The sequence below is a fragment of the Segetibacter koreensis DSM 18137 genome (genome assembly GCF_000374045.1).
GTDB lineage: Bacteria > Bacteroidota > Bacteroidia > Chitinophagales > Chitinophagaceae > Segetibacter > Segetibacter koreensis.
Genome location: NZ_KB893336.1, coordinates 17522 through 40338 on the forward strand (window position 1 = coordinate 17522; position 22817 = coordinate 40338).

17 protein-coding genes are annotated in these 22817 nt (G+C 36.2%); 6 read left to right on the forward strand and 11 right to left on the reverse strand.

The annotated features are described in order from the left end of the window. Positions 1-137 precede the first annotated feature (137 nt). The 5 genes from B154_RS0116385 to B154_RS0116405 all read left to right on the forward strand — a co-directional run bounded on the left by B154_RS0116385 (position 138) and on the right by B154_RS0116405 (position 9488). A complete protein-coding gene (locus B154_RS0116385; protein ID WP_018615347.1) occupies positions 138-2225 on the forward strand; it encodes a tetratricopeptide repeat protein in 2088 nt (695 codons plus the stop codon). 182 nt (positions 2226-2407) lie between these two features. Beyond that, the gene (locus B154_RS0116390; protein ID WP_018615348.1) at positions 2408-3157 is read left to right on the forward strand and encodes a LytR/AlgR family response regulator transcription factor; all 750 of its coding nucleotides are present in this window, start codon (positions 2408-2410) and stop codon (positions 3155-3157) included. 329 nt (positions 3158-3486) lie between these two features. After that, positions 3487-5337, forward strand: a complete 1851-nt coding sequence (locus tag B154_RS0116395; RefSeq protein WP_018615349.1) for a T9SS type A sorting domain-containing protein — start codon at positions 3487-3489, stop codon at positions 5335-5337. A gap of 175 nt (positions 5338-5512) precedes the next feature. Then, positions 5513-6346, forward strand: a complete 834-nt coding sequence (locus B154_RS0116400; protein ID WP_018615350.1) for a rhomboid family protein — start codon at positions 5513-5515, stop codon at positions 6344-6346. A 406-nt stretch (positions 6347-6752) separates the two neighbouring features. Beyond that, complete coding sequence (locus tag B154_RS0116405) at positions 6753-9488, forward strand: CBM96 family carbohydrate-binding protein (protein WP_018615351.1); 2736 nt, start codon at positions 6753-6755, stop codon at positions 9486-9488. 65 nt (positions 9489-9553) lie between these two features. Here the strand turns inward: B154_RS0116405 and B154_RS0116410 are convergent, their stop codons facing one another. The 4 genes from B154_RS0116410 to B154_RS0116425 form a co-directional block, all read right to left on the reverse strand. Continuing rightward, positions 9554-10372, reverse strand: coding sequence for an MOSC domain-containing protein (locus B154_RS0116410; RefSeq protein WP_018615352.1), 819 nt, complete (start codon positions 10370-10372; stop codon positions 9554-9556). 190 nt (positions 10373-10562) lie between these two features. Further along, positions 10563-11513: a 1-phosphofructokinase family hexose kinase gene (locus tag B154_RS0116415; RefSeq protein WP_018615353.1), complete on the reverse strand. Its 951-nt coding sequence runs from the start codon at positions 11511-11513 to the stop codon at positions 10563-10565. Between the two features lie 44 nt (positions 11514-11557). Further along, positions 11558-12265, reverse strand: a complete 708-nt coding sequence (locus tag B154_RS0116420) for a sulfite exporter TauE/SafE family protein (RefSeq protein ID WP_018615354.1) — start codon at positions 12263-12265, stop codon at positions 11558-11560. Next, complete coding sequence (locus B154_RS0116425; protein WP_018615355.1) at positions 12265-12699, reverse strand: FixH family protein; 435 nt, start codon at positions 12697-12699, stop codon at positions 12265-12267. The genes B154_RS0116420 and B154_RS0116425 overlap by 1 nt, the downstream gene beginning before the upstream one ends. A gap of 291 nt (positions 12700-12990) precedes the next feature. On the opposite strand from B154_RS0116425, the gene B154_RS0116430 reads away from it, so the two are divergent. Next, entirely contained in the window at positions 12991-15171 is a 2181-nt protein-coding gene (locus B154_RS0116430; protein ID WP_033411864.1) for a penicillin acylase family protein, read from the forward strand. A 134-nt stretch (positions 15172-15305) separates the two neighbouring features. On the opposite strand, the gene B154_RS0116435 is transcribed toward B154_RS0116430, so the two are convergent. From B154_RS0116435 to B154_RS31505, 7 genes are all read right to left on the reverse strand, one after another. Beyond that, positions 15306-15668, reverse strand: a complete 363-nt coding sequence (locus B154_RS0116435; protein ID WP_018615357.1) for a Dabb family protein — start codon at positions 15666-15668, stop codon at positions 15306-15308. Between the two features lie 261 nt (positions 15669-15929). Continuing rightward, the gene (locus B154_RS0116445) at positions 15930-16346 is read right to left on the reverse strand and encodes a hypothetical protein (protein WP_018615359.1); all 417 of its coding nucleotides are present in this window, start codon (positions 16344-16346) and stop codon (positions 15930-15932) included. A 301-nt stretch (positions 16347-16647) separates the two neighbouring features. After that, positions 16648-17646 (reverse strand): GTPase ObgE, encoded by a 999-nt coding sequence (obgE, locus tag B154_RS0116450; RefSeq protein ID WP_018615360.1) that lies wholly within the window; start codon positions 17644-17646, stop codon positions 16648-16650. Between the two features lie 194 nt (positions 17647-17840). Continuing rightward, positions 17841-20330 (reverse strand): YhdP family protein, encoded by a 2490-nt coding sequence (locus tag B154_RS0116455; protein ID WP_018615361.1) that lies wholly within the window; start codon positions 20328-20330, stop codon positions 17841-17843. A 225-nt stretch (positions 20331-20555) separates the two neighbouring features. After that, positions 20556-21287: an esterase family protein gene (locus B154_RS0116460; RefSeq protein ID WP_018615362.1), complete on the reverse strand. Its 732-nt coding sequence runs from the start codon at positions 21285-21287 to the stop codon at positions 20556-20558. 490 nt (positions 21288-21777) lie between these two features. Further along, positions 21778-22392: a TIGR04282 family arsenosugar biosynthesis glycosyltransferase gene (locus tag B154_RS28870; RefSeq protein WP_018615364.1), complete on the reverse strand. Its 615-nt coding sequence runs from the start codon at positions 22390-22392 to the stop codon at positions 21778-21780. Between the two features lie 174 nt (positions 22393-22566). Then, the coding region (locus B154_RS31505; protein ID WP_018615365.1) for an integrase core domain-containing protein at positions 22567-22817 on the reverse strand (251 nt) is incomplete at its 5' end.

Sequence of the window (22817 nt, forward strand, 5' to 3'; positions counted from 1 at the left end):
CACTTGGTTTTAGCCTTTAAAACCTTACTCAACAATAAAATACAGTAGCAGGGTATTGCTCTGAACGTGGTACTATAGATACTGTTTAAAATGGAAATTCTAATGTTAAATCGTTCGTATTGATAAAGTAAAGAAAAATGAGAAAGATTTTATTTCTTATTGGTTTTGGTTTAATAACCAATGCATGCTTTAGCCAACAAAAAGAACTGGATTCTTTATTAAACCTCTTAAGCAACCATTCACAGGAAGATGAAACAAAATTCAACTTGCTCAATGACATTGCTTTTGATTATTGCGATATTGACCCTTCAAAGGGATTACAAATGTCGACAAGGGCAATTGCACTTGCAAAGAAGCTCAATAAAAAATTGGATGAAGCAAAAGCGTACAGTACGCAAGGTGTTAACCTTTCACGACTGGGAGAAGACAGCCTTGCAACAGATGCTTATAAAAAATCACTTCAAATTTTTCAGCAATCAGGTGATGAAAAAGGCGCTGCAACAGTGTTATACAATCTTGGTGAAGTATCTTTTAATCACGGCGATTATTTTAATGCGTTGGAGTACCTGCAAAGGTCGTCACAATATTTTGAAAAGAAGGATAAGGAGTTTTTAGAGAACGTTTTTAATGCTACGGCAACCATTTACTATTCCTTGTCCAACTACAATAAGGCACTTGAATATTACTTCAAGGCCTTACATATATCTGAAAGTTTAGGACATTCTGTTACCTCTGCAACAATAGCAGGCAATATGGGTATTTTATATGAGGAAATCAAGGAATATCGCAAATCGTTGGAATGGCATAATAAAGCTTTGGAATTATACAAAAAGGCAGGAAATAAAAATGGTGTTGCAACAGAACTGGAGGGCATAGGAAATATTTATGACCGGCAACAAGATTCTCTTAAAGCCCTTCATTTTTATGCGAAAGCATTAGAAATAAATAGAAGTTTAGGGAATAAAAAGGACATTGCAAATAACCTTACGAATATTAGTATGGTATATTTTACCAGGAAGAATTATTCAGCAGCCTTCCGTTATTTCCCCGAAGCGGTCAAAATATATGAAGAGCTGGACGACAAAACTAACTTTTCTTCTTTGCTGAATATAATTGGTGACACTTATGTAAACTCACCTAATGAAACTCTCCTTGAAAATGGAGTAGGCCCTGAGGAACGGTACTTTAAAGCAATTGAATATAACAAACACGCTTTCGTTTTGGCAAAACAGGCTGGTTCATTATCTAACCAGGAAAAAATTTTAGAAAGCTTAAGTAATATTTATGTAAAGCAAAAAAATTATCTCCTGGCGCTGGAAGCTTTTAAACAAATATTGCCCTTGCACGATAGTATTTTAAACAATAAAAAGAAGGAGGATATTACCAGGCAGGAATTATTGTATGATTTCAACAAAAAAGAGGTCTTTTCCACAGCAGAAATACAAAGGCAACGAACTGTAAAAAATGCGATGATGGCCGGCGGAGGAATTCTATTAGTTGCAGGTCTTGTTACCTTTATTTTTTATAAAAGAAGGCATTATGCAGAAGTACAGAAAACAGAAGCAGAGTTTAAAGCGCAGGTAGCAAGCTTAGAAATGAAAGCCTTGCGTGCACAAATGAATCCTCATTTTATTTTTAACTCCCTTCATTCTATTAATAAATACATGCTTGATAATGACAAAGAAAATGCATCACAATACCTTTCGAAGTTTTCGAATCTTATGCGTTTGATTTTAGAGAATTCAAGGGAGCAGGAAGTGTCCCTTGAAAAAGATCTAGCTTCTCTTGAGCTGTATTTACAGTTGGAATGCATGCGTTTTAAAAACACGTTTACCTATACTATAGATATAGACCCTGCAATTGACTGTGAAAACACTTTAATACCACCAATGTTGCTACAGCCATTTGTTGAAAATTCGATTATACACGGAGTTGCCAATAAGAAAGATGGCTTGATAAAAATAAAATTGTATAAAGAAAAAAACCTCATACACTGTGTTGTGGAAGACAATGGCGTCGGCAGGGAAAAAGCTGTAGTACTTGAAAAAGGTGCAGAAAATAAACGGAGATCATTTGGAATAAAAATTACACAAGAGCGATTGAACATTATAAATCAACTAAAGAAAGTAAGGAGTGCGATAGACGTTTTAGATTTAAAAGATGAAAACAATAACCCGCGCGGCGTTCGCATAGAGCTATCGTTACCGTACGAAGAGGCTTTTTAACAAAAAACAATGATTTTACATAAAAGCTGTTTTTTTTATTCATTCTGTCACTTCTTCTGGTTATTTTATATCAGCACATTCTTTGTAATTTTAGTCAGTTATCCAGGTTGTTAGCAGCTTAGTATGTGATCATTACTACTATTTAAATAAGCTTTCATTGAAACCGTCTTATTATTATTACTATGATTAAAGCTATTATTATTGAAGATGAAGAACGGAGCAGAGAAATGTTACGTGATATGCTAACAGAGCATTTCAAAAACATTACTGTCATGGCACTTTGCAAAGATGTGGCAGAAGGCAAAGCGGCAATTGAAAAATTTCATCCGGACCTTGTCTTTAGCGATATAGAACTGGAAAATAGTTCAGCATTTGAAATGTTACAACAAATAGATGAAATAGATTTTGAAGTTATTTTTACGACTGCTTACGATAAGTATGCAATTCAAGCAATAAAATTTTCAGCGTTGGATTACCTCCTAAAACCTTTTAGCCTTGCTGACCTGTCCGCTGCCTTAAATCATTACCAGCAAAAACAAAATAAGAAACAATCTGCACTTCAATTCGATACACTTTTTCACAATCTTCAAAACCTGCAAAAAAATTCAAAAAGAATTGCTTTGCCAACCAGCAACGGATTAGCGATGATTCCACTAAACGAAATCATTCGCTGCCAGGCTGAAGTGAATTATACCAACTTTTTTCTTTCAAATAAAAGAAAAATGGTTATTGCAAAAACACTTAAAGAATTTGAAGAACTTTTAAATGAATATGATTTCATTCGTGTGCACAATTCACATCTTATCAATCTTCATCATGTTGTAAATTATACGAGAGGGGAAGGAGGAATAATTACTATGTCTGATGGCTCAGAAGTAGACGTATCTCGCAGGAAGAAAGATGAATTTTTAGCACGGCTTGCAAGCATTTAAGGGTTAAGAAGTGCAGATGCACACTTCCCGATTTTCATAAAATATACTCCAACAAATAAAGAATTGCCGCCATTAAATCAATAGCGGTTGATACCGGCTTGCTGCAAAGATACTTTTACACTATAGTTAACTATACATAGAAAATTCATACAGCTAAAACTGAAGTTTATTAAAAAAAGAGTTTAAATCATTTTTTTGAAAGATTTGATTTAAAAGGAATGGCTGAAATCTCTTTTGGAGTAAAGGCACCACACAACTTCAGTGCGCTTAAACGCTAGTCAAAATACTGATTAGCATACAGTAATTTTTAACTGCAAAATTTTAAAGTCATGAAAAAGCTTTCTTTTCTTATTTACATTTTTCTACAGGCAAACATCATAAATGCCCAAAGCTGGAGCCTGACAGGGAATAGCGGAACAAATCCCGGAACAAATTTTATTGGAACGACTGATGGCAAAGTACTTGTCTTGAAAACTAATAATCAACAGGCTGGCTATCTGGGATTTAATACTTCACAGGCAAGGGTAGCTCTTGGATACCAGGCTTTGTTAAAAGCAACAGGAGGTAGAAACAGCGGCTTTGGATACCGCGCTTTGTACTTAACCACCTCGGGTGCTGGTAATACTGCAGCCGGCGCATTTGCCCTTTCCGGAAACACTACAGGTAATAATAATACCGCTATTGGCGCACTTGCTTTGTATAACAACAAATCCGGGTCTAGTAATGTTGCCATTGGTGTTAATGCTTTAAACAATAACACAGTCGGCCATAACCTGGTTGCTGTAGGAGACTCTGCATTGTTTAACCAATCTCTCGGTACCTACCCGGTTTGTGAATTTTGTGATACCTCAAGATTGTATCAAAATACAGCAATTGGGTCCAAAGCGTTATTCAGAAATACTTCAGGCTATTATAATACAGCTACCGGGTTTGAGGCTTTATATTGGAATGGAACGTCTCATGACAATACTGCCAATGGTTTTCACTCATTATATAATAATTTGTCAGGCTCTGCAAATACCGCAATGGGCAGTCACGCTTTAGAATTTAACGTTGGGGGATACAGTAATACTGCGGTAGGTTATAATGCGCTTGTTAATAATAATGCGTCTAATAATACGGCGACCGGGAATTTAGCATTAAATCAAAATTATAATGGTATTCAAAATTCTGCCTTTGGCGATGGCGCTCTTTACTTTAATTATTCAGGCAGTTATAATACCGGTGTTGGTTATAATACTTTAGGAGTAAATACTAACCAGGCAAAAAATACCGCTATAGGTTGGTCAGCTGGCGCTTTTCATACATCTTCTGCCTGCACATTTGTTGGTCATAAAGCTTCATCGACTGTAGATGCTGTTGACAATTCAACTGCCATTGGTTTTCTCGCCTTTGTTACAGCGAGTAACCAGGTTCGCATAGGCAGCGATTACGTTACAAGTATAGGCGGCTATGCCGGCTGGAGCAATATTTCCGATGGAAGAGTAAAGAAAAATATTAAAGCTAATGTGCCGGGACTTGAATTTATTAATAAATTATCTCCGGTTACTTACAACCTTGACCTCGAGGCAGCAGACAAAATATTACAACGTTCTGCCAACGATAAAGAAGGAAAATTAAGTAAACCAGATGCAAAAGAAATAAGTGCAAGAAAGGCAAAAGAGCAAATAGTTTATACAGGTTTTGTTGCACAGGATGTAGAAAAGGTAGCCAAAGCACTTAATTACGATTTCAGCGGTATTGATGCCGCAAAAAATAGTAAAGATTTATATGGTTTACGGTATGCAGAATTTGTTGTACCGCTTGTAAAAGCAGTACAGGAATTAAGTACTCAAAATGACAAGCTGAAGGCAAAAAATGAAGAGCTGGAAGCAAGGTTGACCAAAGTGGAAGCATTAATAACCGCTAACCCAGGTGGTGAACATGCATCAGAAGGGTTTCTTAACCAAAACGTTCCTAATCCTGCAGTAAGCACTACAGTCATAAGCTATTACACACCTTTTAATGGAGAAATAAGAATAGCAGATATAAAAGGTAGCGTGGTAAAATCGTATACTGTTGGTAAAGGAGCAGGCCAAATAAATATAAATAGCGCTGAATTAGCAACCGGCACCTACGTTTATACCTTGTATTCTGCCGGAAAAGTTATTGAAACAAAAAGAATGATTGTAAGCAGATAGTTGGGTTATAGGTATCTGGATTCCCAGGAAAGAGCATTTGTTTTAAAAATTCTATTTACTGGTACCTCCAGAACGAGCATTCTGATAAATATTTATAAAAGCACAAAATCATATCTAACCTTTCTAATTATTTTAATAACTTGAGGTGATCCATTCATAGAAAAAAATTTTATTCATGGAAACCTCCGGCTTTATTACTTTATTTTTAATTATAACAAACTTTCTGTTTTCGTATAGAGGGTTTAAGGATCATAGTTTCTTCTTAAAGTACAACTTCGAGGTCGAACAGTTATTGGTGTACAAAGATTACAAGCGTTTTTTCACTTCAGGATTTTTACATGTTGGATGGATGCACCTGATTTTTAACATGCTTGCTTTGTATCTTTTAAGTCCGACAGTAGAAGCTTACTTGGGTTCTGCTGAGTATATACTAATCTACGTAGCGGGGCTTTTAGGTGGAAATCTTTTCAGCCTTTTAATTCACAAACATGATAGCACTTACAGTTCAGTTGGTGCTTCAGGGGCGGTGTTTAGTATCATTTTCAGCTCTATCGCCCTATTTCCGGGTATGAGAATTGGGTTGTTTTTTCTACCTATTTCGCTACCTGGCTGGCTGTTTGGACTAGGTTATGTTATATTTTCAATTTATGGCATTCGGTCAAGATCAGATAACATTGGTCATGATGCTCATTTGGGTGGAGGTTTAACCGGCATGCTGGTTACAATATTGCTTCATCCTTCGGTACTCGTTAATAATTTTGTCACTATTTTAATTATAGCAGTTCCAGCTTCTGTCTTTATAATTTCAATTATAAAAAAACCTGGTGCACTGCTTATTGACAACCTGTACTACAAAAACAATCACAACCTGACCAAAGAAGATAAGTACAACCTAAGAAAAAGAAGTAAAGAAGAAGAGCTTGACAAAGTGCTGGAAAAGATTCATAAGAGGGGAATAAACAGTTTAAGCGAGAAAGAGAAGAGGGTACTGCAGGAATATTCAAAGTAACGTTAGCGCCCGTCCAACTCAAAATTTTACATCTTGTTATTATTACTCCTAGAGCGGTTACTTCCCCGGTTTCACCTTTTAGTAATTTTACTGCAATTGAAAAATTATAAAGAGTAAGACAACCTTTTTTAAAAATAATCACTCTTATACTTGGTTTTTCATAGAATATTGGATAAAAACGGGGCGGGATTTCTATCTCAGCCCCCTTTCTTATTATACCTCGCGTGTGCTTTTTTAATATAAACATCTTTAGACTAAAGTTTTTACAATTAAAAAAATCTTTCGTTTGATTTGCTGTTGTCACTTACAGTTAATTACTAGTAATACCCTTCCCGATCAAGGTTTATTTCATAAATTTTGTTACCTTTTACTAATAAAAACTGTCAGAATCTTTAAATAAACTACAGTGACCAAAAACTACTTTTCTTTTTTTTATCACGCTGTCTTATCATTAATTGTACAATCTTTTTTTTGCGTACTGTTTTCGTTTTTTACTTATTCGGCTTTAGCTCAAACTTCGTATACACTCAGTCCAACTGCTGATGCTTTTGTAAGAAATGGAAGCTATGCATCTACTAATTACGGCAGCGATACCGCTTTAATTGTTAAGGGGTCTACTTCAAGTGGATATACACGTAAATCTTATCTTAAATTCTCGCTTGGCTCAGTAAGTACAATAACATCTGCAAAGCTTAGGGTATATGGCCGCAACACTGATAATACAGCAGGGATAACTTTTTCTCTGTATGGTATAGATAACGACAGTTGGACTGAAAGTGGAATTACCTGGAATAACGCGCCGGCAGCAGTAAGCAATACTTTAGCGTCCACAGCGGTTAATGACCAGTCAAAGTATTACGACTTAGACGTATCAGCTTATGTAAAGTCTCAATTTAGTGGTGATAAAACGGTAAGTTTTTTAATGCAGGATATTTCAAATCAAAATAAAAACCTGCTGTTTAATAGTAAAGAAAATAAAACAAATAAACCACAATTAATTATCACTGCGTCTGCCACCCAAAGCAATGCCCTCTTGTTTGTTGAAAATCCCGATAAATTTCCTTCAAATGATCATTTCGTATTTTCAAGAATTCAAACTCCCTGGACCAGGGATAGTGTTTATGCAGACAATCACGATTCTTTAAGAATAAGAATTCATAATAAAGGAATTAGTCCCCTAATTGTTACAAACCTTGTTTTATCGAATAGCTCGAGATGGAAAATTGACAAAATTAAGGGCGCTGCATACGTACCGGCAACAAGTTTACCCTTATCAATAAGTTCAGGAACTTTTGCTGATGTTATAGTCAAGTTTGTAGCAATTGATCAGGCAACTAGGGTCAAGGTTGTATATGACACCCTCACAATCGTTTCAAATGATGACAAACTTCCTTCTAAAAATATTTTCTTAACCGGAATATGGCAGAAAAAAGCCGAAGGAAGTAATGAACCTTATGCACAGGAAATAATAAATGCTTTTGCATTTAAAACAAGAACAGGATTTGGTGTGACCGATATTAACAAGGGAGACACTTCTTTACCATTCTCAGGCGATGAAATACGACCTTCTTATTTTGTGCGCGCAGATAATACCAGGCCTGTTTCCATAGTGCAAATTGCCGCCTACCATATTTGTTGTAGTACTGCGCCGGCAATTAGCTGGTATACGAAAGGTTCAAATATTCCAAACACTATTGTTACGCATATTTCACAGGATGGCCAGACTGTTATGCCTCGCAAAAGTGCCCCAAACACGCCGGCCGATGCAGTTTTTTCTCCTACAACTGCTTTTGGGTTTAAGATCGGCGACAAAGATTATACAGACGCAGCAAAAAATACAGGAGGGAAAATAAGTATTAAAATTTGGAAAGTTCTTGATGCAAAGGGGTATGTAATTCCAAATTCATACATTATCGCAAACGCCAGCAATTATGATTACCAGGACAATGTGTATCTGGTAAAAAATCTTCGGCCCGAAAAAGGAACTGCTTACTTTTCAAAATTAAGCAGCACTCCTTCAGCTGTAGACTTTGGTGAAAAACTTTTACAGAGCGCCAATTCGTTTACATTAAATATAGTTAGTCTCGGAAAAAGTTATACTGACGGTTCAAAAGATCCGGCTATTACCATTTCCTCTGTTGCAATAGCCGGGGAAAATAAATCAGAATTTTCTGCTTCAATGCCGCTAAAAACTACTTTAAATGCAGCGGGAAAAACTACATTATTTGTAAGCTTTAAGCCAGTGTCACAAGGCCTAAAAATAGCAGACTTACTAATATATTATAATAACTCACATTCACCCCTTCGGGTTCCGCTATATGGTATTGCAAAAGCTTCCGGCACAACAGTTACGGCAAAATATAGGGTCAATAGTGGCTCTTCGACTTCTCTAACCTTAAACGGAAAAACCTGGAGTGCTGATACCGTATATGTGGTAGGAGACATGCAACCCTATAAAAGTAAACTAACGGAAATTGAATGCACAGATGAAGATGCGTTATACGTTAAAGAACAACATTCAAATGCAGCCAAAAAGCCGTGGAGTTATGTGTTTCCTGTTGCAAATGGTAACTATGTGGTACGGCTGCATTTTGCTGAAATTTTTTGGGGAGTACCTGGTTATGGGTTAAATGGTGGTGCAGGTTCAAGGGTAATGAGTGTTGCGTTGGAAGGACAGTTACGAATTGTAAATTTCGATCCAACACAGGAAATAGGAGCGGTAGCAACGGCGCTTGTAAAAAATATACCTGTAACCGTTACCGATGGAAAATTAAATATTGATTTTTCCTCCACGGTGGACCGCCCTATGGTTTGCGCCGTTGAGGTTTACAGTTTTAGTACAACATCCAACAAGGCATCGTTACAATCTATTGAACATAATTTTGAAAAAGCGAAAGCGTATCCAAATCCAGTACGAAAGACACTTAAAGTTGAATTTCCTGCCAGTTACGTAGGAGATTATCATTTACAAATACTGGATGCACTTGGCAGAATGTATGAAATTGGTAAAATGAAATTACCTAAAGGAGGATCAAACATGGAAGTAGACGTTTCAAGACTTTCCTTAAAGCCAGGTTTCTATTATTTATGGATACAATCAGTAGATAAAAAACCGGAGCTGATCAAACTCGTTGTAGAGTAGAATTTATTGATATTGAAATAGGATAAGCGTTATTTTGGTAAAAAGCAATAACACTTCTTATTTATCTAAAAGATGGCTTGATGTACTGTAAGCTTATCTCCTACCTTAATATTTCCAACTCCCTCTGCCAATAAGTTTTGGCCGAACATCACTTTGTTATTGATGCTGCGGTAGCTGGAAAGCGTTTTGAGAGGTTCTGTTCCTTTTGTTCCTTCTTCCTGGTTTATTGTGGTTAAAATACAGCGGGCGCAAGGCTTTACAGCAGTAAAAGTAATATCACCAATTTGAAATGTTTGCATTGCATCTTCACAATACGGAGCACCACCTTTAAAGACAAGATTTGGCCTGAAACGATTCATGAGAACAGGCTGAGTTAAACGGCAATTAAGATCGTCAAGTGAAGACTGACCTATCATCATAAATGGATAACTATCAGCAAAACTTACGATCTCGTTATTAGTTGCATAATTTGGATCAACAAGCCGGCGAGTAGTTGCAGGCATATAAACCAATTGAACAGGCATATGCAACGCATATGAAAACCATTCATCCGCAATCGAACTCACTTCTGATGCTGCGCATACATCGTCCCATATACTTACGGTAATGTTCTTTTGCATCGTGACATCAAATGGTATAGTAAGGGGTGAAAGGAGGTTTTTTTTATGCGTTATCATCAACCCTGCGGGAACGAGACGTACTTGCAAAAGCGCCATATCACTGTATGCTCTCTGAGAAAGAAACTGACCAGCTTTATCGGTCAGCATCCAGCGTCGATCGTATTGAAGTCCTGTTTGCTGTACTTCAGCTTCCTGCACAGATATGCCTCCTAAAGATTTAATAGGATAGATGTATATGTCCTTTAGCTCTAAATCCTCCATCATTTTTTGCTTAAGTGTTACTTACCAGAACAGCTTCAAATAATGATTGCTTTTCTCATAGCAAACAGATAAACCGAAGATAAATCGGGAATTCGTTAACCTGGTAAAAATTAAAAATTCTTACGGAAGAATAATTACAATCCTTGAATCCCCCGATTGAAATAGGAAAGTTAGATAATCACAGTGTCTATAATTAAGTTACCAAAACCTCTACTTTTTCTCCCTTTAAGTATGCAAACAATTTTTCAACATCTTCTTTTTTACACAGTTCAGTCCCGGTGTTCATAGTAGCGGCAGTACCTGCAGCTATCCCATATTGCAGCACTTCCCTTAAAGGAAGGCCTCTTAAAAAACCAAGTACCATACCCGCTACCATACTATCACCTGCTCCTACTGTACTTCTCCTTTTAACAACAGGTGACGGGCAGTTAAATACAATATCTTTAGAAACCAACGAGGCGCCTGATGCGCCCATTGAAACTACCATCATCTCACATCCTCCCCTATTTATTATCTCTTTGGCAGCTCTGATGGCATCTTCTGCGTGTAGTTCTTCCACTCCTTTCAGGCTGCTTAACTCTCCCATGTTTGGCTTTATCATAAAAAGCCCCTCATTAATAGCGTGACGTAAAGGCTCTCCCGATGTGTCAACTACAAGCTTTGCAGTTATTTTTTTGGCAATTGCAGCTAATCTGCCAAAAAAATCTTCGGGCACACCATTTGGCAAACTACCGCTAGCCACGATATATTCCACCCCGGAAGATTTTTCGAGTATATTTAGACATTGTTGCCATTCATGTTCCCGCACTTCAGGACCGGGCATTATAAAACGATATTGAAGATTTGAAGAATTATCAACTACTATTAAATTTTCTCTTGTTTGTTCTTCTATTTCTACGACGCATGAATTAATTCCTTCAGCAAAAAGTAAATGCTCAAAATATTTTCCGCTATGACCACCTGCCAGGTAAATCGCTGTCGAACTTCCACCAAGTTTTTTAATGGCTCGCGACACGTTTACTCCCCCACCACCAGGTTCAAATTTTGGTACTGAACATCTCAATTTTTTATCCGGAACAATACTGTTCACCGTAGTACTTTTATCTATAGCAGGATTTAATGTAAGCGTAACAATTTTTTCCATTTTGTACAACTTTTATTGATAATACTCGCCCTCGAAAGATGAGATCAATGACACCTGACTGCAGTAGCAGCAGTATTTGTAATAGCAGGACTTAAGTATGGAATATTTAAACCCATTCCTCTTACTATAAGCAATATACCCATTAAAGCGACAACAAATGGAACTGATTTTTTTATTGTATTACGTGTTGTAATGCTAATAAGAAAACCAAAATAAGAAAGAAGAAATAAAGCAGGAAAAGTGCCCATTCCAAAAGCTACCATAAAGGTCGCCGCACCCGTTATTGATCCTACCGCCATAGCGCCGGTTATAGCTAAATAAACTAAACCACAAGGTAAAAGCCCGTTAGCTATACCAAGAGAAAATATACCGGGAAAAGAAGGTTTTTTAATAAAGCGTATAATTAGTTTTTGCACAAGGCCATTTACCTTTTTAAACCCGGGCAGATGAAAAACGGGCAGACCTAAAAATGATTGAATTACAATTATTAAAATTCCGGCTCCGGCAATGATTGAAAACCATTGTTGAAATCCACCTATGTACAGTTGCCTTCCTGCAATACCAACCAGCATTCCTAGCAAAGCATAAGTAAATATGCGACCGGAATTGTACAATAAAATTCCGAACAATTTTTTAGTGGGGGACAGATGTTGAGTAGGCAGGCTAAAGGCTATTGCGCCACACATACTTACACAATGAAAGCTACTGAGCAAGCCAAGCACAAGGGCAGATATGAAGATTTGGAAGCTCATTATTTTACTTCCAGTTTTTGCTCATTATAAAATTTATCGCTGCCTGTTTGCCAGCTCAGCTTAACCTGGTAATTAGCTTTTGCAAGTTTTGTTTTATCTATTACCATAACCCCCTCATCATTTACTTCTACCGGAATTTTTCTATCGTTAGAGGCATTTGTTGCACAGTAAAACCACGCTTTGCCGGTAGTTGCCAAACCGTTTAACTCTTTTGGCAATTGTATTGAAACTTCATCACCAATTTGAGTTATTTGTACATTGCTTAATTTATTGGCGTTATTAACGCCGTCTATCTTATCCTGGTATCGCAATTCATCATTGTAATAATCCTTTGAGACGAGCTCAAAATTCTGCTTCATGCACTTATAAACCAGTGTACTCATTAAAACTGCAAAACCTATAAATACCAATATTAATTTATTGCCCCAGGTCATAATCAATAGTTTTTTTAAAAACCTTATTTTACTGCAAAACTATTTGCGGTTAACAAGTTGAACCTTAACAACAATCATTCAAAAACATGAGATTAATCATTTTATTTACGGAGAAAGCGGTAAAAGTGAAAAGAAATTGCTTGAAGAATAAAAAGGAAAAGTATAAAAAGTAAAACATATTCACTACATATTTATAAATTCAATTTCGGTTTTTATAACTTTTTCCGCCTGTTATCGCTGCGGTTAAAAATATTTACCTTAACTGACTTTACTAATAATTACCAGTTTATTATGCTAAAAGTTTATTTTCTCCTTCTCCTTTTACCACTTATGGTAGAGGCGCAGCCTTTGACTAAAACAGAAATTACCCGTTGCAATCAACAAGCTAAAAATGTTACTATTATTCGAGACAACTGGGGCATACCCCATGTATATGGCAAAACAGATGCAGATGCAGTATTCGGCCTAATGTATGCTCAATGCGAAGATGACTTTAAAAGAATAGAAATGAATTATGTCGAAAAGCTTGGAAGAATGGCAGAATTGAAAGGAGAGCCGGAATTATATAATGATCTGCTTATTAGATTACTGATAGATACAACAGAGGCCAAAGCTGATTATAACAGAGCACAACCGTGGTTAAGAAAATTATTAAACGCTTATGCAGATGGAATAAATTATTATCTCTACAAAAACCCATTGATTAAGCCAGCTTTGATACAACATTTTCAACCCTGGTTTCCATTGCTTTGGACCGACGGAAGCATAGGTGCAATTAATACCGCAGATATAACTACTGATGAGTTAAAGGCTTTTTATAATGGAAATGATGAAGTTACCAAAGCTGAAAATAAAGAGCCGGAACTCCCTGATGGCTCTAATGGTTTTGCCATTGCTCCTTCAAAAACAGCCTCTGGCAATGCTATCTTGTATATTAATCCGCATGTTACTTTTTACTTCAGGCCCGAAGTGCAGGTACAAAGCCTTGAAGGTCTGAATGCATATGGAGCTGTTACATGGGGGCAGTTTTTTGTTTACCAGGGTTTCAACGAACATTGTGGATGGATGCATACTTCAAGCGATGTAGATGTGGCAGACCTGTATTCAGAAAAAATTGTAAAACGAAATAATATTCTTTTTTATGAATATAATAAAATACTAAAACCAGTAAAAGAAAAAAAGATAACGATAGGTTATCGTAATGCAGATAAAACATTGCAAACAAAAACCTTTACAGCTTATTATACCGGCCATGGTCCTGTAATGGCAAAGCGAGATGGAAAATGGATTAGCCTTAAATCTTATAATCGCTCGATGACCAGTTTAATTCAAAGCTGGGTAAGAACAAAATCAAAAGGGTTTGACGATTACAAACAAGCCATGCAATTGCGGGCAAATACATCTAACAATACCGTATTTGCAGATGACAAAGGAAACATTGCTTACTGGCATGGCAACTTTGTGCCTGTAAGAGATAAAAACTTCGATTGGTCTAAGCCGGTAGACGGCAGTGTAGCCGCAACAGAATGGAAAGGTCTTCATAAAGTAGATGAAATCATACACTTATATAATCCTGCAAACGGATGGATACAAAATTGCAACTCAACTCCGTTTACAGCAGCCGGTATTAACAGTCCTAAAAAAGAAAATTATCCTTCATATATGGCGCCTAACGGTGAAAATTTTCGTGGAATAAATGCTGTAAGAGTGTTAAGCAGCCAATCAGATTATACACTTGATAAAGTAATTGCTTCAGGTTATGATACCCATCTAACTGCATTTGATGTTTTAATACCAGCTCTTCTAAAAGCAAATAAAACGACTAGCTCAGACACAACTTACAAGTCAGTGGAAACTGCTATAAAAATCTTATCTGAATGGGATCATAACACTTCTGAAAAATCAGTTGCCACCACTTTAGCTATAGAATGGGCACAAAAGTTATTGCCTGTTTTAATGAACCAGTTTAAAAATGATGAAAAGGCAGACCTGGTAGAAAAATTTAAAAAATTTGCAGCGGAGGCTTCACTGCCGGTGCTATTGCGCCCCTTCAAAGAAGTGATTACAGAACTTCAAAATAAATTTGGAACATGGGAGATAGAATGGGGAGAGATTAACCGGTATCAAAGACTTACAGATGATCTGGAAGATATACACGATGATATTCAACCCAGCTTACCCGACGGATTTGCAGCGTCTATATGGGGATGCTTACCCTCGTTTGTAAGTCGCACGTATCCTGGTACTAAAAAACGCTACGGTTATAATGGCAATAGCTTTATTTGCGCAGTGGAATTCGGAAAAAGAATAAAGGCAAAATCTTTATTAACAGGCGGAGAAAGCGGAAATAAAGAATCTCGACATTTTACTGACCAGGCCCTGATGTACACCAAGGGACAATTTAAAGATGTTCTATTCTACAAAGAAGATGTCGTAAAGCATGCAGAAAAGACATACCATCCGGGTCAGTGAGATATAAATACAAAACAGCCCTTATCTAAACCAATTGATAGGACGAAAAAAGGTTGTGTTACCACAACCTACTAAAGTCTCAATCATAAAGGTTTTTATATTCTTTACTGCTTATACAACTAAAAGATACTCTTTTAAGCCCCCACAGAATCATATACGATTACCTTCTCCCACAAAGGCGAACAGTTTTCAACAAACTTTAAGTGTATAGGATGATCCTGGTATGTTTTCTGACCGGCAAGATCATCAAAAAATAAAAGTTCGGAAGCGCTAAAGCTGCCGTCTACCACATCCCGCTGTTCGGTGGAAGCAGGTACTCCAACATGAATTTGCCTGACAGTTTCAATCTGCTTAAGTGTTTGTAGACCCTCAATCAGTTTATTCAAATCTTCTTTTGATGAAGGGTTTTTTAACCAAAAGAAAACCTGGTGAATTACTGGGCTTTTGTTTTCTGTTTCATTGAAGGTCTCTGCTGTTGCTGTTGTACCTGCACTCATAATTGAATTAAGGATTATTCGTTAAAAAAATAAAAATAGAGCTTTTTCTTGCAAAAATCCAATTCTTGATATTTGGCTTTCAAACATTATTACTAATTACTTTAAATACTTGGGCTGCCTGCGAAAAAACAGAAATCACTATAATAAAAGCCCTGGTGTAAGGGCTTTTATTATAGTGATTTTCAAAAGTAGTTCTGAGCAACGACTTTACCTGTAGTTGGGCATTTTTATTTGCCAACCAATAGTGGGATCCGTTTTTATTTATAGTCCTTTTACTATGTATTCCTGGGTTGTTTTAACTTCAGAATCAATTGAAAAAGTTTGACTAATCCTATTTTTTCTTGTTTCAATAGAAAAAGTAAGTTTAACATCATCAGGAATTTCGGTTAAAAGAACATCTGTGTTTAATGGTTTTGCATCAAAACTTCTGCTATAAAGAACCTCGTTATGATCGTTCTTTATTACCAGCTGAAAGGGTTGTGTCGCCTCATTTTTGTAATCGACTTTGAATACCAGGTAATTGCCTTTGAACCCTTTATAACTAACATAAGATGCTGCATCACTTGCAGGACGTTCGGGAGCGGCAAAAGTATTTGAATAGCTACCGAAAATAATGACAAAGGCCAGGGAGAAAATAATTACCTTTTTTTCAATTGATTTAATTAATTGCTTTTTCATAAATTAACAGTTTAAACGTGAATAAAAAAATTCTTAACGGAAGCAACAGTTTAAACAAGCAATGTATTAATCAAACAACGTTACGTGGAAGCAATCTTGTACGCATTTAGGGCAAGAATAGTAGAAGTTGGTTTAGCTCTGGCAGCTTTTGATAAATCAAAGATAAGAGAATACTGAATAATAAAAATAAAAAGAGTAAAAAAAATATGATTAAATAATTGTTAAGCAACTTTTTACATATAAACAATAAAAAACAAACGGTTGTTAGCAAATCGAATTACATATTTTATATTACGATACTTTACAAAGGTTTATTTAGAACTTTCCACAACAAGTCCTTCAATTCTGTAAGTCCTCTATTTGCTATCGAAGAAATAAATACGTAGGGAATGTCTTTGGGCAATTCTTCTGCTATCGCTTCTTTTAATTCTGCATCGAGCATGTCGCTTTTGCTTATAGCTATTACAAAATCTTTCTGCAATAATTCGGGATTGTATTCTTCCAGTTCGTTATGAAGAATTTCGAATTCTTTTTTATGATCCTTACTATCGGCCGGAATTAAAAATAAGAGACAGGAGTTGCGCTCTATATGCCTGAGAAAACGATGTCCCAATCCCTTACCTTCTGCCGCCCCTTCTATAATGCCGGGCAGATCTGCAATGCAAAAACTTTTACCATCCCTATATTCCACCATTCCTAGCTGAGGAGTCAATGTGGTAAAAGCATAGTCAGCAATTTTAGGCTTGGCAGCAGTTATAACAGATAATAATGTAGATTTTCCTGCATTTGGAAACCCGACCAAACCTACATCGGCTAATACTTTTAATTCAATTATTTTCCATCCTTCAACCCCTGGCTCACCTGGTTGATGATGTTCTGGCGCCTGGTTGGTAGGTGTAGCAAAATTAGCATTACCTAATCCTCCACGGCCTCCTTTTAACCATATCACCTCCTGCCCGTCTTCCAAAATTTCTGCATCTACTTTTCCTGTCTCTTCATCTTTGGCAACCGTACCTAACGGCACTTCAATGATTATGTCTTTGCCCTCCCTGCCTGTACTATTATTTTTGCTTCCATTCTCGCCATCCTCAGCCAGCACATTTTTGTAATATCTTAGATGTAGTAATGTCCAAAGCTGTTTGTTGCCACGTAATATAATATGACCTCCCCGGCCGCCATCTCCTCCATCAGGACCACCCATTGCAGTTAATTTATTGCGCATAAAGTGCCTGCTTCCAGCTCCGCCATGACCACTTTTCGCAAAAATCCTTATGTAATCTATAAAGTTTGTTTTCTCCATCAGGCTGCAAAGATAAGTTTGTCTGCACTGGAATCTATTTGATTATTAAACTCAACATAAGGAAAAACACCATTTATTGGTTTTGCTGGAGATTTTATTTAAAAGCGTCTACATAAAGAATGTAAAAAGGTATGTTATTAGTAAACTGAACATGGCTGTAGATGCCTTGGGGCGATTTTCATATCCGAACTTCGCTATTTTTCACCTGAATTATCTTTTTTATTCTTTTCTCTATCATCTTTCTTTTGTTTATCGTCTTTCTTTCTCAATTTTTTAAAAAGGTCCAGCTTAAATTTAATATTTCCATCATCGCCCGGCTTTCCTCTCACATAAATACTGGCTCCACCTTTTGCGTCAGCACCCTTATTCTCCAGCTTATAATCATCATCTCTTTTCTTAATATTGCTTATAGGTATTTGTATACTTATGTCTGTTTTGCCGCGCAAACTATATACCCCTTCTACAAACAGTGTAAGTACCGTTGACTCAATTTCCATTCTATTAATTATTATCTCCCTGTCTTTAATATCAAACCGGTCTTTAAGCTCAGCAAAATATATTTCGTCAAAGTTTCTTCTGGTAAACGCTGCATCCTGAATTTTTCGTAAAGGCTCATAATGAAGTAATGCACCCTTTTTTAGTGAAAAGTCTACATAGCCTTCCATATTCATCGGTTTTCCTGCCAGATCGCGATCTATGTCCATCGTAACATCTGCTGTAGATGTTAGCTTGCCCCGCAAGTTTTCAGAAGTGATGCCATTCTGACCAAAATTATCAAAAGCATAAAAAACCTTATTCACATCTGCATTCTGAATGTTTGCTTTTATTTTAGCTGAATAATACCTGCTGCTTTTTTCATTTAAATAACCACTTATACTCATTGATCCACCGCCATGACTGAGGCTTATATTATTTAAAACCCAATTTTCATTTATGAGCCCAAGGGATGCCCTAACATTCGTTCCGGTAAATCTCTTGTATATTAGTTGATCTGTCTTGACATCTACATGGAAGTTTGCCTGGCTAACTATTTCATCGAGATTTTTACCAATCTTAGATTTTAAATTATTTTTCCTTGTTGTCGCGATACGTTTTTGTAAAAGAGAAGTAAAGCTCGCAAGGTTTAGAGAGGGAGAGTACAAGTTCCAATCCAGGAACATTTTGCCGGGATTGGTTTTGAGAAGTGCAAGCAGATTTTTACCACTTCCGTTCATTATAATTTTGCTACCCTGCACATTACCCCTGAGATCGTTTACATACACATCTGAATTTTTAAAAACGATATTACCATTTACATCTTTCATCTCGATATTCCTCGGGTGATACATTAATATACCGTTTGAAAATGTAAGCTTACCATTCAATAAAGTGTTTTCTTTGGTGTTTTCCTGCAGCGGACCGGAGTAGATGATATCTAATGTGCCTTTCCCCTGGTGCACGTCAAATGTGCTGCTTGCAATTAATGTATTTAATTGAGAAAGATCAAAATCTGTTTTAATATCTGCATTTACTACAGGAACCTGAAGGTTATTAATATAAATGTCTTTTGACTTTATAGCCAAGTTTTGCCAGGTGCCGGTGAAATTATGAAAACGAAGTCTTGAGTTAGGATCCTTACGCGGCAACCCCACTACCACCTCATTGGTATAGGAACCGGTAAAAGAGCAATTTGTAAAACTGGCATAAGGAGACTGCACGTTGTTTTCGCGGCAAGTATACGTTGCATTTACAAGAGGGTCTCCTCCATTGAGTGGACCACTTATTTCTGCCTTTACCTCATTTACTGGTTTGTCAAGTTTTACTATTGACAAAGCAGTTGATTTCGCTTCTGGCAATAAAGTTCGGGCAAAATCATAATCAAGATTTTTAGTAGCTATGTTCAAAGAAAATGTGGACGCTTTCGTAAAATGAAAAGCCCCCGATATTTTAAAAAGATGATTTTTTATATTAATATCAATATTATTAAAAGCAAGTTGTTTTTTTATCTTATTAAAATGCACATCAAAATTTCCTTCAACTTTTGCATCCTTTAAAAAACTACCGGCAGCGGTGTTAAAAGCAAGGGTATGAACAAGAATATTATTCTTTGTTTTAAATGTAAGGGCAGAGTCGGTATTTATGATATTGCAGGTGTATCTTTTTACATCAAAATCATACAGTTTTGATTTTTTCCGGTCGTCAAAAATCAGTCTTACATCTCTTAATCTTATAGTTTCTATTTCTAGTTTTGATGCAGGCGTTTTTGTTGTTGCCCGCATATCAGACTTGGGAGAAAACAGGTAGGCGTTTGTGTACCCTGTTGAATCTTTGTAAACGTACAACTGTCCATCATCAAGACGTACACCATTTACGGGGTTACTCTTTTGTATAATGCTTATGACACTTAAATTAAGATATATCTTTTTTGCCACAAAAAATGGATGATGATGCTGACTAAAAAGAGTGTCTTTTATAGAAACATTTTCAAGTAAAACAGAAATACCCGGAAAGGTGCTTAGAAAACCGAGGCTTATATCACCAATTTGTATATCACCGTTTAATTTATCAGCAACCTGTTCTTTTATTTGCTCAATTATACTTTTTTTATTAAATGTTACGTAAGTGTAAGCCGCGAGATATACAAATAAAAGTACCGCGACAAAAACGCCAATGCCTTTAGCTATATATCGTAAATATTTTTTCAACCGACTAATAAAGTTAAAAATCTATGCCATCATAGCAACTAAACAAAGGCCTTATAGATTAAGTTCTTATAATTTTTTAAATAATGACAATATCCAGTGCAAGCAAGGGGATCGTACCAGTAAAGGGTTTAGGACAAATAAGTTTATTCAGTTGTACAAACAAGGGTCGCCACGATAACTAGATTGGTAGTGAACGAAAATGTTACATCACCGATAATATTTGCTTTAAAACTTATTACCGAGAATATACGGCATCATCGCTCTCCACGTAGGCCAGTCATGTTTTACATCCTTCCCCCAGATGTCCAGGTTGCACCAAATTCCTTTGTCATAAAGCACAGAGGCAAATCGACGTGACGCTTCCGGGTCTTCATATTCTCCACTTCCTGAATATATATGAATATGATGGCTTGCTTTTATTTTATCAAGAAAAAAGGGGTCAGACAAATTAGGAACATAATGAATCGGACTGTTATAATACACTTGCTCATCCCAGTATCCACGAGTATATTCTGTTAAATCATATACTCCACTCATTGATATTGCTCCATTTATTATATCAGGTCTTTTAAGAAACAGGTTCGTAGCGTGCAGCGCGCCAAATGATGCACCTGATGTATATATAAAAGTTTCATTGCTTGTAGCATGTCGAATAAAAGGGATTACTTCATGAAACACATATTCATTATACTGGTTGTGTCGTATAGCTCTGTGAGCAGGTTCCATATGGTAATTAAGCCAGCTTTCCTTATTAATGCTATCAATACTAAAAACACGCATCTTGCCAGCATTTATCATTGGCTCAAGTGCCTGTATTAATTCAAAACGCTCATACTCGAGGTAATCAGCTGCGGCCGTTGGCACTAATAAAACAACAAATCCGTAGTGGCCATATGAAGCGATAGGCATTTCTTTATTAAGCGCATGGCTATACCAGGAAGTTATTTCTCTTCTCATAAGACATAAAATAAATATACAAATTTTTATAAAGGACGGCTAGTTTCTGTTTTAGGCAATAAATTTTTTATCGTGAAAACCTATATAGTAGTTGCGGAATAAATTTAATCTATTGCGAGAAGCAAATCATAAGAAAATAGAGGAAAATGAAAAAAACTTATATGGTGAAAAAAAGTTGGCAAATTGGAAATAATGCAAGCAATCGTTAGAGGCCGAACCAGCTCTTTTTCACCATATAACCCGTGGGGTTTGAAAACGTTATACTTCTTTTTTGAAATATGAAGCAATTTAATTCTTTACTTAGAATTAAAAATCACAAAAACTAACTATCGTTAGTTCGTAAACAGCCTTGTAAAGATGGTGCTTTTTTTAAATAAAACCACATCTTTTTCAAAAAACTTTAAACAAAAAATTCTTTCGTATAAAAATATGGGTGTGGTTTGAGCTGCATACATTTCAAATTGTGTTTCAATCTCATTAGAGAAAAAATTTATAGTGGTTCTTCTTCCAGCTTCGTTAATATATCAGTTTGTAACAGGTCGTCGATGTCTTCCAAATTATTAAGTTGGGAAAGTTGTGAGCAGGTTAATCCGAGCGTATTAATGGTTTCCAATGTATCGTTCAATAGGGTTGTTTTGCCCCAGTCTTTATTTGTAAAAACATCCCGGTAAACCTTACTCATTCCCACCAGGTAGTAACCACCGTCATTTGCCGGGCCGATCACTATATCACTTTGACGCAGTTTTTCAAAAGCTTCGTTCAATATTTCCGTTTCGAGTTGATAACAGTCACTTCCAATGATGCATATATTTTTTAAACCTAAATCAAAAACTTTTTTAAAAGCATTCATCATTCTTTCACCAATGTCGTCACCTTCCTGAACATGTTTTGAAAATACGTTGTCATCAAAAACATCATTTATATGAATGTAATGCGAATAGAAAACAAAGAGATTGCACTTGCACTGTATAGTAATATCTTTAGTGTACTCCAGTAAATACTTATATACCTCGAGCGTTTTCTCATCTCCTATACTTTTAGCAAGACGCTTTTTCACTTTCCCCTTCTCTGAATTCCGAACGAATATAATTAAAGCATTTTCCATAAATTGGCTTTATAGTTTTAACATAAAAGCAAATAAATAGTTTTAGTAATTGTATTTATAATACTCCTAAAACTTGTTTTGAAAAATTTTTCAAAACAAGTTATTGCTATGTAATTAATAAAAAAAAAGCCATCTCTTTACAGAAATTGACCTCCTCCCATTTTTACTGCCAACTTAAATTGGAGATTCGGGCTTGTTGATATACATTTTAACCACTTCATTTGGGGTCATTCCGTTTAAGGAACTATGAGGTCTGAAGTGATTGTATTCCTCTCTCCAGTTTTTTATCTTTTCATCGGCATCCTGTATCGATAGAAACCAGTTAATATTTAAACATTCATCTCTGAAGCTTCCATTAAATGATTCTATAAAGGGATTATCTGTTGGTTTTCCTGGTCTTGAGAAGTCTAAAGTTACTTTATTTT

Coding starts and splice junctions, on each gene's coding strand:
- obgE (WP_018615360.1), bottom strand. CDS start 17,646: ATGGAGAAAACAAACTTTATAGATTACATAAGGATTTTTGCGAAAAGT.
- B154_RS0116390 (WP_018615348.1), top strand. CDS start 2,408: ATGATTAAAGCTATTATTATTGAAGATGAAGAACGGAGCAGAGAAATG.
- B154_RS0116435 (WP_018615357.1), bottom strand. CDS start 15,668: ATGAGTGCAGGTACAACAGCAACAGCAGAGACCTTCAATGAAACAGAA.
- B154_RS0116395 (WP_018615349.1), top strand. CDS start 3,487: ATGAAAAAGCTTTCTTTTCTTATTTACATTTTTCTACAGGCAAACATC.
- B154_RS0116445 (WP_018615359.1), bottom strand. CDS start 16,346: ATGAAAAAGCAATTAATTAAATCAATTGAAAAAAAGGTAATTATTTTC.
- B154_RS28870 (WP_018615364.1), bottom strand. CDS start 22,392: ATGGAAAATGCTTTAATTATATTCGTTCGGAATTCAGAGAAGGGGAAA.
- B154_RS0116430 (WP_033411864.1), top strand. CDS start 12,991: ATGCTAAAAGTTTATTTTCTCCTTCTCCTTTTACCACTTATGGTAGAG.
- B154_RS0116385 (WP_018615347.1), top strand. CDS start 138: ATGAGAAAGATTTTATTTCTTATTGGTTTTGGTTTAATAACCAATGCA.
- B154_RS0116420 (WP_018615354.1), bottom strand. CDS start 12,265: ATGAGCTTCCAAATCTTCATATCTGCCCTTGTGCTTGGCTTGCTCAGT.
- B154_RS0116415 (WP_018615353.1), bottom strand. CDS start 11,513: ATGGAAAAAATTGTTACGCTTACATTAAATCCTGCTATAGATAAAAGT.
- B154_RS0116410 (WP_018615352.1), bottom strand. CDS start 10,372: ATGATGGAGGATTTAGAGCTAAAGGACATATACATCTATCCTATTAAA.
- B154_RS0116425 (WP_018615355.1), bottom strand. CDS start 12,699: ATGACCTGGGGCAATAAATTAATATTGGTATTTATAGGTTTTGCAGTT.
- B154_RS0116400 (WP_018615350.1), top strand. CDS start 5,513: ATGGAAACCTCCGGCTTTATTACTTTATTTTTAATTATAACAAACTTT.
- B154_RS0116460 (WP_018615362.1), bottom strand. CDS start 21,287: ATGAGAAGAGAAATAACTTCCTGGTATAGCCATGCGCTTAATAAAGAA.